This window comes from Pseudomonas sp. RIT357 (assembly GCF_000632245.1).
GTDB lineage: Bacteria > Pseudomonadota > Gammaproteobacteria > Pseudomonadales > Pseudomonadaceae > Aquipseudomonas > Aquipseudomonas sivasensis.
Map to the genome: position 1 here is coordinate 251,527 of NZ_JFYX01000048.1, position 15,158 is coordinate 266,684.

General features: G+C 54.3%; 14 protein-coding genes and 1 pseudogene. 5 read left to right on the forward strand and 10 right to left on the reverse strand.

What is annotated here, in order from left to right; all coding sequences use genetic code 11:
- Positions 1-38: 38 nt before the first annotated feature.
- A pseudogene (locus BW43_RS29150) lies at positions 39-206 on the forward strand (DDE-type integrase/transposase/recombinase); the annotation flags it as partial.
- A gap of 130 nt (positions 207-336) precedes the next feature.
- On the opposite strand, the gene BW43_RS01540 reads toward BW43_RS29150, so the two are convergent.
- On the reverse strand, positions 337-1,233 hold the full coding sequence (locus BW43_RS01540) for a LysR family transcriptional regulator (RefSeq protein ID WP_032891518.1): 897 nt from the start codon (positions 1,231-1,233) through the stop codon (positions 337-339).
- A gap of 176 nt (positions 1,234-1,409) precedes the next feature.
- Between BW43_RS01540 and BW43_RS01535 the strand changes: the two genes are divergently transcribed.
- From BW43_RS01535 to BW43_RS01525, 3 genes are all read left to right on the forward strand, one after another.
- Positions 1,410-2,165, forward strand: a complete 756-nt coding sequence (locus BW43_RS01535; protein ID WP_032891414.1) for a class II aldolase/adducin family protein — start codon at positions 1,410-1,412, stop codon at positions 2,163-2,165.
- Between the two features lie 109 nt (positions 2,166-2,274).
- On the forward strand, positions 2,275-3,066 hold the full coding sequence (locus tag BW43_RS01530) for an ABC transporter substrate-binding protein (RefSeq protein WP_032891415.1): 792 nt from the start codon (positions 2,275-2,277) through the stop codon (positions 3,064-3,066).
- Between the two features lie 50 nt (positions 3,067-3,116).
- Positions 3,117-4,661, forward strand: coding sequence for an amino acid ABC transporter permease/ATP-binding protein (locus tag BW43_RS01525; protein WP_032891416.1), 1,545 nt, complete (start codon positions 3,117-3,119; stop codon positions 4,659-4,661).
- Between the two features lie 386 nt (positions 4,662-5,047).
- On the opposite strand, the gene BW43_RS01520 is transcribed toward BW43_RS01525, so the two are convergent.
- From BW43_RS01520 to galB, 8 genes are all read right to left on the reverse strand, one after another.
- A complete protein-coding gene (locus tag BW43_RS01520; protein ID WP_032891418.1) occupies positions 5,048-6,277 on the reverse strand; it encodes an OprD family porin in 1,230 nt (409 codons plus the stop codon).
- 91 nt (positions 6,278-6,368) lie between these two features.
- Complete coding sequence (locus BW43_RS01515; protein WP_050442880.1) at positions 6,369-7,682, reverse strand: dicarboxylate/amino acid:cation symporter; 1,314 nt, start codon at positions 7,680-7,682, stop codon at positions 6,369-6,371.
- Positions 7,683-7,736: 54 nt separating this feature from the next.
- On the reverse strand, positions 7,737-8,600 hold the full coding sequence (locus tag BW43_RS01510; protein WP_032891419.1) for an amidohydrolase: 864 nt from the start codon (positions 8,598-8,600) through the stop codon (positions 7,737-7,739).
- A 112-nt stretch (positions 8,601-8,712) separates the two neighbouring features.
- Positions 8,713-9,597 (reverse strand): LysR family transcriptional regulator, encoded by an 885-nt coding sequence (locus BW43_RS01505; RefSeq protein WP_032891421.1) that lies wholly within the window; start codon positions 9,595-9,597, stop codon positions 8,713-8,715.
- A gap of 27 nt (positions 9,598-9,624) precedes the next feature.
- Positions 9,625-10,548 carry an NAD(P)-dependent oxidoreductase gene (locus tag BW43_RS01500; protein ID WP_032891423.1) on the reverse strand — a complete coding sequence of 308 codons (924 nt, stop codon included), beginning with the start codon at positions 10,546-10,548 and terminating at the stop codon, positions 9,625-9,627.
- Positions 10,548-11,636 carry a 4-oxalomesaconate tautomerase gene (locus BW43_RS01495; RefSeq protein WP_032891425.1) on the reverse strand — a complete coding sequence of 363 codons (1,089 nt, stop codon included), beginning with the start codon at positions 11,634-11,636 and terminating at the stop codon, positions 10,548-10,550. The genes BW43_RS01500 and BW43_RS01495 overlap by 1 nt, the downstream gene beginning before the upstream one ends.
- A 5-nt stretch (positions 11,637-11,641) precedes the next feature.
- Entirely contained in the window at positions 11,642-12,358 is a 717-nt protein-coding gene (locus tag BW43_RS01490; protein WP_032891427.1) for a 4-carboxy-4-hydroxy-2-oxoadipate aldolase/oxaloacetate decarboxylase, read from the reverse strand.
- Positions 12,355-13,089, reverse strand: coding sequence for a 4-oxalmesaconate hydratase (galB, locus tag BW43_RS01485; RefSeq protein WP_032891429.1), 735 nt, complete (start codon positions 13,087-13,089; stop codon positions 12,355-12,357). The genes BW43_RS01490 and galB overlap by 4 nt, the downstream gene beginning before the upstream one ends.
- Positions 13,090-13,244: 155 nt before the next feature.
- Between galB and BW43_RS01480 the strand changes: the two genes are divergently transcribed.
- Positions 13,245-14,468 carry a LysR family transcriptional regulator gene (locus BW43_RS01480; protein WP_032891432.1) on the forward strand — a complete coding sequence of 408 codons (1,224 nt, stop codon included), beginning with the start codon at positions 13,245-13,247 and terminating at the stop codon, positions 14,466-14,468.
- A gap of 43 nt (positions 14,469-14,511) precedes the next feature.
- Here the strand turns inward: BW43_RS01480 and BW43_RS01475 are convergent, their stop codons facing one another.
- A complete protein-coding gene (locus tag BW43_RS01475; protein ID WP_032891434.1) occupies positions 14,512-14,895 on the reverse strand; it encodes a VOC family protein in 384 nt (127 codons plus the stop codon).
- Between the last annotated feature and the right edge of the window lie 263 nt (positions 14,896-15,158).

Sequence of the window (15,158 nt, forward strand, 5' to 3'; positions counted from 1 at the left end):
GCGTGCCTGAGGGAGCCTGGAGACTGTCCGGATCGCCGGACATCACCTGCATTCGCACGTATGAGCGCTGCCTATATTTGGCTGTGGTGCTGGATCTGTTTTCTCGTTAAGTCGTTGGCTGGTCAATGACGTCGCAGATGACCAGCGATTTGGTCATTGATGGGTTACTGATGGCGGTTTGGAGACGTAAAGCGAAGCAGGAGGTAGCTTTGAGGCGCCGCCCTTAATGAAAACACGGCTGCGACTACTTTAGCGTCGTCGACTTCTGCGGCTTATGCAAGTTGAGCCAATATGCAAAGCTTGATGATCCATGGCTTATTTCTGATATTGCCGATATCACTCCAAGTTTAATGCAGCCCGCATTCTGTCGAGAAAAATAGCCTCGGCTTCAGTGTGTACTTGATGGGGGCTCCACATCATTACAATCAAGACCTCACAAACGCTCGTTTCTGGTAGGAGCTTTCGCAGAAGCCCTCGCTCCTCATACTCCCTACCTAGGTGCTCGGGGAGAGAACCTATCCCTATCCCCGCCAGTACAAGCCGCAACATCTCTGCCGTATTCGCTGATGAGGCAGATATCTGCTGGTGTATATAATGACTGCCATAGTGCTCAGACAACTTAGATAGGGTGCCTCCCAAGGACTCCCCTGAAAAACTGACCAGTTTTGTGGCTTTGATTTGATCAAGTGTCACCGACTCTTCGTTGAAAAGTGGGTGATAGTTACTGCAGTAGAAAAATGTCTCCTCGCGGGTAAGTATGGATTGTTTTATGTCAACCTCCCCGGGCTGACTGATTCCAATGCCAAACGGAACTACGTTGCGTTGTATTGCGCTGATTATTTCCTGAGTGGTTGCAACTTCAATGTTGAATGTGACCTCTGGAAAGTCCGAATGCATTTCTCGTAAAACTTTGTCGTACAGTGGGGAATTTACACCGCTGACCGTGAGTATGCGTATGGCGCCTTTAATGTTGCCTCGTTTTTCATTCAGGACTGCATCAACTTCCTGAATATTTTTTCTGGCCGCTAGAGCGATCTTTAAAAGCGAAATTCCTACTTCGGTAATTTCAAATCTGTGACTATCCCTCTCGATCAACGTAGCTCCAAGCTGTTCCTCCAGGCGTTTGATCGCCTGACTCACGGCGGGCTGAGACAAATTTAGCCGTGCTGCTCCCTTGCTTATGCTTTTCTCGATCGCCACGACACAAAATGTTTTCAGCAGATTCCAGTCCATTCGTTCGCTCACAGAACGCAATTCGCCGGAATTTATCGCGGTGGTCGGTCGGAAACCCATGAAATAGTACTCGTATTGGTTTGCCCAATACCCAATATAACAAAATGCGAATAGGCACTGAAAAGTTAATTTCATATGGTGTCAGCCAATAACAACACTGTGAGAGCGCCCAATAAATGAACACACTCGAAGGTATCAGCGCGCAGGAGTGGTCAACTCGTTGTGACCTTGCGGCTCTTTTCCGTCTACTGGCCTACTACCGCATGACAGACCTCGTCGACTCCCATGCCTCGGCATGCATTCCTGGAGAACCGGGAGTCTTTCTCATCAATCGCTACGGTGTGCCGTTTGAAAAGATGCAGGCGAGTGATCTTGTGAAAGTTGGATTCGATGGACTGTGTGTTGGTACCAATGGTACGTCCGAAGCGATGAACATCGCAGGTGCCTTGATCCACTCTTCGATTCATAATGCCCGGCCCGATATGGCCTGCGTAATACATACCCACACTGCGGCAGGAATTACAGTTTCGGCACTTGAAGAAGGGTTGCCGCCATTGTCTCAGCATGCAATGAAGTTTTACGAGCAACTCAAATACCACACCTACGGCTCTTTCATAGATACCAAATTGGAACAGCAAAATATGATTAATAGCCTTGGTGATTCCAACGCCATGCTCTTGCGAAATCACGGAATCATCGTCGGCGGGCGGACTATTGGCGAAGCTTTTCACAGTATTTATATGTTAGAGCGCGCCTGCCAGATACATGTGCAAATCCGCAGTATGAATAAAAATATTGTTACTCCGGATCCGCATATGTGTAAAAAAACTTATGATACGTTTGCAGGCGATTATGATCACGGGATCGTGGAACTGGCCTGGCAGGGTGGGTTGCACATAATTTCCTCTCAAAAAGATTACTACTGTCGTTGATTGCGTAGTGATAGGTTTAAAAATAGGCTTCTGCTATATCCGTTATTGCGCATAACAAGAAAAATATAAGAGCCCTTTTCGTTCCTGCCCTCTCAATAATGGAAACGCCATGAACAAGCACGCCCTCGTGAAAAGCTTTTCTTTAGTTGCAGTCATTGGATTTGGAGTGCCGCTAGTCCACGCTGAAGAAAAATCTCCTTTGAAGTTTGGCATGGAGATCACCTACCCACCGTTTGAATACTACGACGCCGAGAACAATATTGTGGGGGCGGACCCTGAGCTTGCCGCTTCGATAGGAAAGTCTTTGGACAGGAAAGTGGAGTTCATCGACACAAAGTTTCTGAGCCTGATCAACGGACTCAACGCGGGAAAATACGACGCGATTATCTCAGGTATGTACATCACAGCCGAGCGTCAGACCCAGGCGCTGGTCATTCCCTACGCCAAAACAGGATCAGCCATTTTAGTGGCACGGGACAGCGTATTTCAGCCTCAATCTCCGGAAGATCTATGTGGCAAAAAAATTGGATTGGAGCAAGGGAACTCGTGGCTTCCGAAGCTGCAAAAACTGTCTGAGGCATACTGCATACCCAATAATAAAGCCGCAGTGATGGTGAGCGAGTATCCATCTGCGCCAGAGGCGACCCAAGCGTTGCTTTCCGGCAACGTGCAGGCTCAAGTAGAGATCGCAGGTGCGGCTCACATCATTTCCGAGCGAACCAAAGGTCGAGTAGTCATCAGCTCTAAAGAACTCATTTACCCTGAAACTCTGGGGATCTTCGTCAAGAAAGGCAACAGCGCCACGCACACAGCTCTGATGAAAGCATTGTCGCTAAGCAGAGCAAGCGGCGAATACGAGATCATCCTCAAAAAGTACAGCCTTGAACCCATCTCAGAATAACAAGCATAGCCCACCGCTGTTTATAGCGGTGGCGTTATCAAGGGGCAACTATGTCATTTGATTGGAGTTACTTCGTCTCCCTCTTCGCGGTGGATTCGTTTTGGGTAGCCTGTCTTCAGGTCATCAAGCTCAGTACTGCGGCATGGCTGCTGGGCGGTCTTCTGGGGTTTCTTCTGGCATTGGCCAAAATGTCGAGTTCCCCATTACTTCGCGGCTCAGCTTCGGTGTACATATGGTTTTTCCGCAGCGTTCCCCTGTTGGTCTTGATCGTTTTTACCTACAACCTACCGCAACTGATTCCTTCTTCCGGTGGACTGCTTTCGAATCCGTTTTATTCGGGCCTCATTGCCCTTGTGATCACCGAAGCGGCGTACATGGCTGAGATTCATCGAGGGGGACTGATTTCTGTTGCCAAGGGGCAAAAGGAGGCCGGAAAGGCGCTGGCCATCGGTACGGTCGGCGCGCAATGGCTTATTGTCATCCCTCAGGCCATTCGTATATCGCTGCCGACGATGATCAACGAATACGTCACCATCGTAAAACTGACATCGCTGGCATCCGTCATCTCCCTCACAGAGATTCTCACGGTCGGTCAGCGCTTGTACTCCCAGAATTTTTTGGTGATGGAGACGTTGGCAGCTGTTGCGGTGTATTACGTGTTAATCGTTACGGTGTTCGGATACATGCTTGAGCGTTTCGAGCGCTCACTGGATCTTAGCCTGCGTAAGCCGCATACCCTGGGTAGTGAACAGGCCAACGCTTTAAGAAAATCCACGGAGAACTTTAAACAGGAAAGCCTGCGCCGTTCATACGAGGGCGATACAGTGCTGCATCTTCAGGATTTGCATAAGAGCTATGGGAGTCATGAGGTTCTGAAAGGAATCGACTTGTCGATCAGAAAGGGCGAGGTTCTTTCCATCATTGGCCCATCTGGTTCAGGCAAAACCTCTCTTATCAGAACCATTAACGGGCTGGAAAAAATTGATAAGGGAAGCATCAAGCTCTTTGGCGCCGACTTCATCGAAAAGGACACACTGGATGGCGGTAACCTGCGTGCCTTTCGGCGACGCGTAAAACACATAGGAATGGTTTTCCAAAGCTTCAACTTGTTCCCCCATCGAACGCTGGTCGATAACGTAACGCTCGCACCGTTGCATCACGGCGGCTCGAAGAATGAATGTCAGCTTAACGCCTATTCCCTCCTTGATCGCATTGGACTGCTTGAGCATGCCCACAAGTACCCGCATCAGCTTTCAGGAGGTCAGCAGCAACGAGTGGCAATTGCACGTGCGCTGGCGATGTCGCCAGACATCATGCTGTTCGATGAGCCCACTTCAGCACTGGATCCAGAGCTGGTTGGAGAAGTGCTGGAGGTGATCAAGGGATTGGCTGATGACGGCATGACATTGCTGATCGTCACCCACGAAATGGAGTTCGCGATGTCAATTTCTCACCGAGTCATTTTCATGGAAAATGGAAAAATCCAGCTTGATGCTTCTCCCCAAGAGATTCGAGAAGCGGACTCTGCTGAGAGAGTCAGAAGGTTCATGGGGATACCCGAACCGACCGTCTTAACCAAGAATGCAATTGCCTAATCGCTCACAGGTAAGTTCAGCGGGACAGAGTTTTTGGCGTTCAAGCATCACAGCGCTTCGAAGTCTGTGTGCGTCGTACCTTGGGCAAGATCGGCTCAGGCAGAGCATGAGCGATAAAGGGGAGTGTTGGGTGCAACGCTCCGATGAGGCACTACTTTGGTCGTTTGAATTCAGAGTGGGTCCCCAAACTGGCTACAGATCGGAGCATGAGGCCCGAGCGGATGTGTGGCGCTGCGTATCGCGCTACAAATCGCCAGGCCTCAAAGCTTCAACGACTCTCGGTCACCCGACGTCAGGGAAAAGCTTGCGGCGTGAAACCTTAGCCGGCTTACAAGATCACTTGACCCGTTCGAACTGACTTCTTTACATCGATACTCGATCCAAGTTTAAAAGGATGTGAACAAGTAGCTTGCGATCAAGCGTGTCTCGTCAATATCTCTGGCAGCGTCACTTCGATAGGTTGCATTCCGTAATCGCACAGAGAACCCCTTTAACGATCCCTGGAAGGCGTAGTTTACGTCCACATCACGTTCCCACTCTTTCTCGGCACCGACCGTCTTCAGGCCGTCTCCCCGGATATAGGCCGTGAAAAAGCTCAACCCTGGGATACCCATGGCTGCGAAGTCGTAGCCATAGCGCAGCTGCCAGCTACGTTCGCCTGCGCTTCCGAAGTCGTGGTATTGAACGTAGTTGGGCAGGTAGGGGTTATTGATGTAAGGAAAGCCCGTAGCACCGCCCATGACTTGGTAGGACGCCATGACGCTATGCCCATTGTCTAAGGCGTAGCCGAGCGCGGCAGCATATGCGCGGTTATCAACCTCTCCCGCTTTGGCTGCGCCAACATCACGACTTGAGAAGGCACGCAGGTCAGTGGTCAACATGCCTTTGCCGAGGCGCGTGTTGTGTATCAATCCAGCGAACTGCTGACGGTAAACGTCATCAAGTTCGCCATAAAAGTACGTTGCACTCAGTTCTGGCGTCAGCTTGTAGGTCCCGCCGCCATATCGATAGTTGTCGCCGATACCGGTTGCACGATAGCGACCATCTTTCACTGCGAGGGTTATGTCCTGAAGGTCGGTAGAGTCGGGTGTGATTGTCTTATCGAATTGCGCCAGGTTCAGGGTCAGGCGATCTACGTCGGTAGAGTTGATCTGCCAGCCCTGGAACGTCTGAGGAAGCAGCCGGCTGTTGTTGTACTGAAGCACTGGAACCTTTGGCAATGACATGCCGTAGCGCAGTGATGTTTGAGATACTTTGAGTTTGACGCCATAGCCTGCTTTTGAGTATTCATCAACGGCCTCACCGGAAGCTCGTTTGGGGAGCAGGCCGCTACCGGAACGGTCTGGGCTCGAATCCAGTTTGTAACCTGCAAACACCAGTGCGTCGGCGCCAAAGCCGATGATTCCCGGTGTGTATCCCGACTCATAGTTGAGCAAAAAACCTTGGGCCCATTCTTCTCTTTTGGATACGCCCGTTCCCTGACGAAAATCCCCGTTGTAGTAGAAGTTTCGTGCTTCCAGGCGAATCTTGCTGTCCGCGATAAAATCATCGGCCATTGAGGTGTCGATGGAGATAAGTGCAGGTGTGAGCAAAGCAACATATAAGGCGCGGTTCATTTTTATTATTTTCCTGACGCAGGGAGTCGCTGCTCGGTGCTGGACCGAACAGTGACTGTTTAGAAATGGTGTGATCGATAGAGCAGAAGGTTTACGGCTTGGTGCCAAGTTCCTGGGCGAGCTTGTCGCGATCCAGTTCTTTTTCCCACGCTGAGACAACCAGCGCGGCGACACCGTTTCCCACCAGGTTAGTCATGGCGAGTCCGGTGCCCATGAAGCGGTGGATACCCAGAATCAACACCATGCCTGCCACCGGTACAAGCGGCACCACCATCAAGGTGCTGGTCAGCATGACAAAGGCGGCGCCTGACACACCGCTGGCACCCTTGGAAGTGAGCATGGCCACGATGACTAACGTCAGTTGTTGAGAAAGTGACAGGTCGATGTTCAGCGCTTGAGCGATGAAGAGCACCGACATCGTCAAATAGATGTTGGTACCGTCGAGGTTGAAGGAGTAGCCGGTGGGAATGACCAGCCCGACGACGGGCTTAGAGCACCCGAGTCGCTCCATCTTTTCCATGATCTGCGGCAGCACCACTTCCGATGAACTGGTGCCAAGCACGACCAGCAACTCCTCTTTGATGTAAGCGATAAAGCGCAGGATGCTGAACCCGCAAACTTTCGCCACGCCACCCAACACCACGATGACAAACAATGCACACAGGATATAAAAGCTGCCGACCAGTTTCATCAGCGGCAGGAGCGCACTGACACCGTAAGTACCGACGGTGAAAGCGATGGCGCCGAACGCGCCGATGGCGGAAAGCTTGGCGATGACGTGAACAATGCGAAAGAACACGCCGGACAGCCCTTCGATCATGTCGTAGACCGGTTTGCCTTTCTCGCCCATGGCTGACAGCGCGCACCCGAAGAGCACGGAGACCAGCAATATGCAAAGCACGTTACCTTCGGCAAAGGCCTGCACAAACGTCGAGGGAATGATCCCCATCAGAAATTCGACCATGTGCATGTGCTGAGCTTTCTCGGCGAACCCGGTGACTGCCGACGCGTCCAGGGTATTCACATCGACATTGAAGCCTGCCCCTGGATTGAAAAGGTGCCCACCGATAAGGCCTATCAGCAGCGATACCGTCGAAATGACTTCGAAGTAGAGCAGTGCTTTCCCGCCGACCCGACCGACCTTTTTCAGGTCGCGCATACCGGCGATGCCGGTGACGACTGTGCAGAAAACTACAGGGCCGATGATCATCTTGATCAGCTTGATGAATGCATCGCCCAGCGGCTTGAGATCGGCCGCAAAGGTTGGCCAGAAATGGCCGACGGCGACTCCCGCGAGAATACCCAGCAGGACTTGAAAGTACATCGCGCGATAGAACGGCGGCTTGGTTTTCACCTTGGCGGGAAGGGTTACTTCTGCCTCAGCAGATGCAGGGCTGGGGTTCATGGCTTTCACTCACTGTAAGTCTTATTTTTGGAGGTGCAACAAAGCTGGGTGCACTTAACGGCCGTAGAGCTTCATCGGGTTATCGATCAGCAGTTTTTGACGCAGCAGAGGATCGGTACAGAAGTTGAACATCAGATCCACCAACCCGCCGTCGTTTGGCATGTCTTTACTGATGTTTGGATGCGGCCAATCAGTGCCCCAAAGGACGCGTTCCGGCGCTAGCTCAATCAGCTTCTGCGCGAACGGAACGGCATCTTCGAATGGTCGCCGCCCGACCGATACACGCTCTGCGCCACATACCTTGACCCACGCAAGCGGATTTTCCATCAGTTGCTGCAATGCCAGGAAGGACTGCTGCTCAATACCATCCTGCGCTTTGACGCGACCCATGTGGTCGATGATGAAAGGTACGGGTATCCGCGCCAATCTTTCGGCATAAGTCAGGATGTCTTGTGCATCCAGGTGCAGGACGACATGCCACCCCAAATCCGCAAGGCGATCCACAGTGCTATCAAAGACGTCCAGGTCTGGCGCGCCACCCAGATGTGCAACGAAGTTGAACCGCACGCCACGAACACCGCCGGCGTCCATCTCGGCAAGCTGTTCATCGGTTTCGCTGCCGTCAACGATTGCTACGCCTCGATACCGTCCTTCACTCCGTGCAATAGCGTCGAGCATTGCGCGATTGTCACTGCCGTGACAGCTGGCCTGGACAATTACACCGCGCTTGAATCCCAAGTGGTTGTGCAATGCCTGCAATGTTTCAAATGGGGCGTCTGGTGGGGTATAGCTACGATCATCGGCATAAGGGAAATCAGCCGCAGGACCGAATACATGGCAGTGCGCATCCCACGCACCGACAGGAAGCGGCTGCTTTGGTTTTGTTGGGTTGGCGTCAGGGGCGAGGCAGCTTTTCATCTCGTGTCCTTTATTATCGTTAGCGGAAGCGATAGCCGATGGTGGCCGCCTCGACGCCTTACAACAACAAGACACAGGCTCTAGCAGTTATGCGGATTTTGCATGCGTCTATTCAGTCTATGCAGATCTCACGAACCAATGACATGGTCTGTTGTGCCAGGCGAGACAGCGGGCGCTGCTCAAACGTTGCGATAAATAAGTGCGTCTGGATTGATGGATCAACGATCTGTGCAGCTTTGAGTCCTTCGAGTTTTCCGTCGCCGTTGGCCAAGGCCGAGCGAAACAGTACGCCGTAGCCCATGTTGAGATTGATCAATTCCAATAGCGACGGGATGCTATCGACCTCCAGGCAAACGTTCAGATGCACCTCATGCCTCGACGCTTCATTCTCGATGAGGCGGCGTATGGAGTGAGGTTCGCTGGGAGTGATTAAAGGGTATTGGCCCAAGTCTTTCATCGCTACCTGGGAAGGGAGGTTCGAGTGCTGGCTACCTATGAGCATCAATGGTTCTGAGTGTATGTGCTCATACTGCAGTTGTGCACTGTGGCCAGGATTGAAGAGCAGTGCGAAATCGAGGCGACCCAGGAGCAGCCACTCGCGCATCGAATGAGTCAGGCCTTCTTTGATCCCCAATATGCAGTCAGGAAAGCGCTCTCGGAAGGCAGAGACCACTGCCACAGTGTGGCGTCGGGAAATACTGGGAGGAAGCCCGACGACGACCTTGCCAGACAACGTATCGCGTTGTTCGCGCAGGTCTTCACGCGCCACCTGCACCTGCCGCAAGATGCCTTTGCCGTGATCGAACAAGCGTTGCCCGGAGGCGGTCAGTAAGACGCCTCGACCATTTCGCAAGAGCAGATGCTCCTGCAGCTCGACTTCAAGCTGCCTGACCTGACGGCTAACGACCGACTGAGAAATGTTCAGTACGGCGGCGGCCTTGGTGAAGCTGCCGAACTCGGCCACCCGTACGAAACATTCGAGCTGTTTTAGATCCATGAGTGCGACTCTGGGAAAAAAGCTATGTTACCGCTTTTCCCGGACAGTGCTTTCATGAGCGATTGGGCTGCCATACACCGTGTCGATCAGGTTTATCCAGTCGAATGGCTCAAGGTGTGAGTAATCAATATCGGCATCAAGCATGGCATCGACGAGCCCGAGCTGAGCGCTGACGATGGCTTGGCTCATGTTCGGAACCACGTCGACGTCGCGAGCGGTTTTTGCGACCTCTTTCATTTCCTCTGCGCGACGCCGACCGTGCTCGGCCACGCGACTGATCAAGTAGTGGGGTAGGGCGCTGTCCCAACCCATCTGCGGAAAACTCTGGTGCAATGACGCCAGCACCTCACCCTCGGCATGGTACTGGCGAGCGGTACTCAGGCATTCGGTGGTGAGCGCTTCCAGGCCTTTGATCATGATGCTTCGACACATCTTTATCGCTGAAGCTACGCCAATCACATCTGCCACTACCCGCACGTTCATGCCTAGCCCGCTTAATCGTTCAGCGACCAGGGTGGCGTGTTGGCCGCCTAACAGGATGGGTGTTTTCAAGCGTTGTGGCGGTACCGGCGCCATGACTGCGGCATCAATGTAATCGACGCCATGCAGCTCCATCGCTTTGGCTGCTGCCCGCTTCGTAGAGGGCGCCACCGAGTTGATGTCGATAAACAGTTGTCCGGGCTTCATCAGTGGCGCCGCGTTCAGTGCGACTTCGAGTGCGTTATCCGCTGTGACGGCTGAAATGATCCACTCGCCAAGCGCTATCGCTTGAGCAGCACCCTCGCACAGTTGAACGCCACACCGCTGGGCTTTTTCATGCAGCGCGGCTCGTTTGGCCGGGTCTTCAAGGAGTCGATCATAGGCGTAGATCTTCACGCCCTGTGCTGCAAGATCCTCGCCCAGAATGGCACCGGCTTCGCCGAAGCCGATCATAGATACGGTCGTGGTCATTACGATTTCACCGGTTTTTGCCAGACGTCGCCAGGAATGAGCACGTTGCCTTCGAACAACAGCCGTGCCGTGCGCACCAACCCGCAACCGGCTAACTGACCGTCAATTATACGCAGCTCCACCGTGAACTCGCCGGTCGGGTGCTCGACAGACAATTGGACTCGATCACCTGTTTCTACTTGGGCCAAACTGCTCGCGACTGTCCCTTGAATCAGGCAGGCAGAGGCGACACTGACAGCGCCGAACACCCCTATTGATGTGTGACAGCGGTGAGGAATGAAGGTACGGCTGCCAATAGCGCCTCCGTTGCGGGGGGCTGCTATCAGGGACATTTTCGGTACTGTGCGCTCGCGCACATCTCCCAGATTCATCAACGGGCCCGCCTGCAGCCGGATCGATTCCAGCAACGCTTTGAGCGCCATGTTGGCGTCCAGTTGCTCGGGGTTTTCATCGCCCGTGCACCCCACATCAGTCGCCCTGATCAGCACAACAGGCATTCCATTGTCGATACACGTCACTTCAATGCCATCGAAGCGGTCAATGGCATTTCCGGTAGGCAAGAGCGCTCCGCAACTGGAGCCGGCAATGTCTTCGAACTCGACAATCAGAGAAGCACTGGTGCCAGGAACACCGTCGATGCGGGTATCACCTGCGTACTCGACGATGCGGCCTGGAGTGGGGACTTTAGCCACCGCGATCTGCCCGGTGTTCACCATGAAAATCCGCACGGTCGTCAACAACTCGTCTGCGCTGATCAGCTCACGCTCGATTGAAAAGGGGCCGACGCCGGCAAGGATGTTTCCGCAGTTCTGACCGTAATCAACTTGAGCCTGTTCGACTGAAACCTGAGCAAACAGATAATCGACATCAGCATCCGGGCGATCCGAGCGGCGGATGATGGCGACCTTGCTGGTCAGCGAATTTGCGCCGCCGATGCCATCTATCTGGCGTGCATCGGGTGAGCCCATGACGGACAGCAATACTTGATCACGCAGCTTACCTTCCGGCGGTAGATCGTCAGCCAGGAAGTAAGCGCCCTTGGAGGTGCCTCCACGCATCATGAGGCATGGAATTCGGGTCTGGCGCATGAAGGTCATCCTTGTACGTCAGTGAGGCTGTCGTAATAAGTCAGGCCCCGATCGATGAGCTTCTGACGCATCGCGTAAATATCCAGGCCCAACTCGCCAGCCGCCAGGCGCACGCGTTTCTGCTCTTCGATTTGGGCGCGTTTTCGGCTGGTTTCAAACACGTCGGGCAATTCTTCGCGGCGCACAATGACCACGCCGTCATCGTCTGCCACTACGACGTCCCCGGGCTCGACCAATTGGCCGGCGCAGATGATGGGCACGTTGACCGAACCCAGGGTTTCCTTGACCGTGCCTTGGGCATGCACAGCCCGCGACCATACCTTGAAGCCCATTTCCCGAAGCGTTCGGGTATCGCGCACCCCGGCGTCAATAATCAGGGCACGTACCCCTCGGGCCATCAACGAGGTGGCGAGCAAGTCGCCGAAGTATCCATCGGTGCAGGGAGACGATGTCGCGACCACTAGGATATCGTCGGGTTGGCATTGTTCGACCGCCACGTGAAACATCCAGTTGTCACCCGGCGCAACCAACACGGTCACCGCCGTTCCGCTGATGCTCTGGTTCTGCTGGATGGGACGAATGGCCGATTCCAACAAACCTTTACGTCCTTGGGCTTCATGCACGGTAGCAACACCAAAGCGATCCAGTTCGTCGATCAGCGCCGAATCGCCACGGGGAATGTTGCGCACGACAACTCCAGTTTTTCCGATCAGTGTGCTCATGCCAGGTTCTCCGTCACCCTTGGGAAGATGCTTTGATAGCCCTCGGCGTAAACGATGTTACGGGTAGAGGCGATACCCACGTTGCGTTTGGCCTGCACACCGCGTTGCAGGGCGACACGGGTGTAGTACTCCCAGAGATGTTCCTGACCAGCCATGCACTGGATGGCGGCGTATTTCTTGTCCCAGACTTCGGTGATGTCCAACAGCACATCCGGGCGCCATTCGCATTGCTCCGGCTGGTGGGGTTCGAAGCTGTAAACGGGTGGGGCCCCCACAATTTTTTCGCCAGGCTTGTAGCCTTCGGCCTGAGCGATGATGCGCGCTTCCTGCGTCAGGTTCATCGCCAGCGGGTGATCGTAGTTGTAGGGGTCTTTGATCGAGTGACTGAGGACGAACTCCGGTTGCACGCGACGAAACACATCGGCCAAACGAAACAGCGTCTCTTTATCGGCGCGCATCGGGTAGTCGCCGATGTCGAAGAATTCCACGCTCGCGCCAAGTATCTCCGCTGCGGCTTCAGCCTCGCTGCGACGCGCGGTTTTGACCTTGTCTTCAGACATCTCGCCTTTGCGCCAGAGCTTGGCCGACTCACCTCTTTCGCCATAGGACAAGCACACGATGTGTACGGCATAACCTTGTTGGGCGTGCAGAGCGATGGCGCCACCTGCGCGCCAAACGAAATCGGCAGAGTGGGCGCTGACGACTAATGCAGTTTTTGTTTTATTGATCATCGAAGTGCTCTTCTTGCGGCTGTTTGATAGCACCCACAGTCGCATTTGAGGGGGAGGTTGAATAATGCGTTCGGCGGCAATAGGTATGCGTTTTACTTATCGGGATGAGTTATGCATGCTGTGCACCCGCTTTCTCAAAAACTCGGCAGGTAGGCATGCACAGTCCTGAGTTGCCCAATTTGATGCAGGTTCGCGCGTTCCTTCGCGTTGTCGAATACGGCAGCGTATCCAAGGCATCTGCCGTGCTATTTCGTGCACAGCCTGTCGTGACACGCGCCATCCTGGCGCTGGAGAAGCGCCTCGGCGCCTTGCTGTTCGAACGCACCGTCAATGGTATGCGTCTGACCGATTACGGAGACCGTGTCATTCCTCGGGCTCGCCGGGCCTTGGAGGAATTGCTGGCCGTTCCGTCTTTGCTGGGGCAGGTATTGGGCCACTCCGCCGAGCCGCTTTACCTGTTCCAGACCCGCCGCCTGGAAATGTTCGCGAAACTCTGTGAAACCCACCATATGCAAACCACGGCGAGTGCGCTTGGCGTTTCGCAGCCCGCGATCAGTGCCGCCATCAAAGTGCTGGAGCAGGGCAGTGGTGCTGGCTTGTTTGAACGCACGCCTCACGGTTTGCTGCCGACCCGCGCGTGCCTTGCAATGTTGCTGCGAGTTCGGCGAGCACTGAATGAACTGCGTCACATCGATGCGGATATCGCTGCGTTGAGTGGTTCTCTTCAAGGTGCCGTGCACGTAGGGGCCTTGCCGCTCGGGCGCACGGGAATACTGCCAGAAGCCATCGTGCGCCTGACCCTGGAACACCCCCACGTACGAGTCGTCACAAACGAAAGCCCGTTTGACCTGCTAGCCAGTGAAATGCGCGCTGGCGATGTGGATTTTGTACTCGGCGCTCTGCGCCCGTCGGCCTACGCCAGCGATCTGCATAGCGAAGCCTTGCTGCGGGAGGAAATGGTGATCCTGGTACGCCGCGACCACCCTTGGCTGGAGCGGACGCCTGCTTATGAGGACTTGAGTGCCGCCCGCTGGATCTTGCCTCGCGCCGGCTCTCCGGCACGGCAACTGCTAGACGCGTTTTTTGCTCACATCGGCATCGCCGCACCCAGCCCAGTGATTGAAACGGGCGACCTGGCGATTTTGCGCGGTGTGTTGCTGCGCTCAGACATGCTCGCTGCCGTTTCGGCGCATCAACTGGAACACGAAATGGTCAGCGGTGAGCTGGTGCGACTGCCGCTTTCCCTTAGCCGCACCACGCGACCTATTGGCCTGATCTCCAGAGCGGGGGCGCTTCAATCGCCTGCGGCGCAGGCGTTGATGGATAAGATTCGGGAGGTGGTAGGGGAGGCGGCGATGAAAAAGGCAGAGGTATCCTGACACAGGTTCAACGTAGTTATTCGTCAGCAAGGTGTCTTGACCCCTACGCTGGCGTGAAACAGTAGGCAGCCAGCTTGTTGCCGTCGAGGTCACGCGCGTAAGCAGCGTACGCGTTGGGTGCCCAGTCTCGTGGCCCCGGCGTACCTTCGTCAGTTCCCCCACTGGCCAGCGCTGCGGCGTGGAAGGAGTCGATGGCTGCGCGGTCGGGTGCTGCGAAGCTAATAGTGACACCGTTACCCACGGTTGCAGGAGCACCGTTGGCTGGTTTCAGAACGTAGAACGATGGGGTGCTCTCCCCCCAGGCCGAGCCATCATCTTCTAAATCGATGATGCGTTTTTGTCCCAGCGCACCCAATACATAGTCGTAAAAATCGCGGGCTTTTTGCATATTATTGGTGCCGACGGTGATGTGCGTGAAGATAGGCATTTAAGTATCCTTTTTGGTGAAAAGCGGCAGGTGGATATTGCTGTTTGTCCCGTTGCGAGATGAGCCCTGGCCTCCGTCGACAAGCCTGTTGGGTCCGAGATTTCTTCGCACAATCCGAGCCTTTGCAAAAAATGTGGTGAAGGAAGTTGTCTTGGCATCGGCACGAATGTAAACGGGGTTATCGACGCCAGCGCTGTGAAAGAGCAAGAGGCCAGCAATCCAGTCGAGATGCATGGAAGCTGAAAGCGTCGTGACCGCAAATT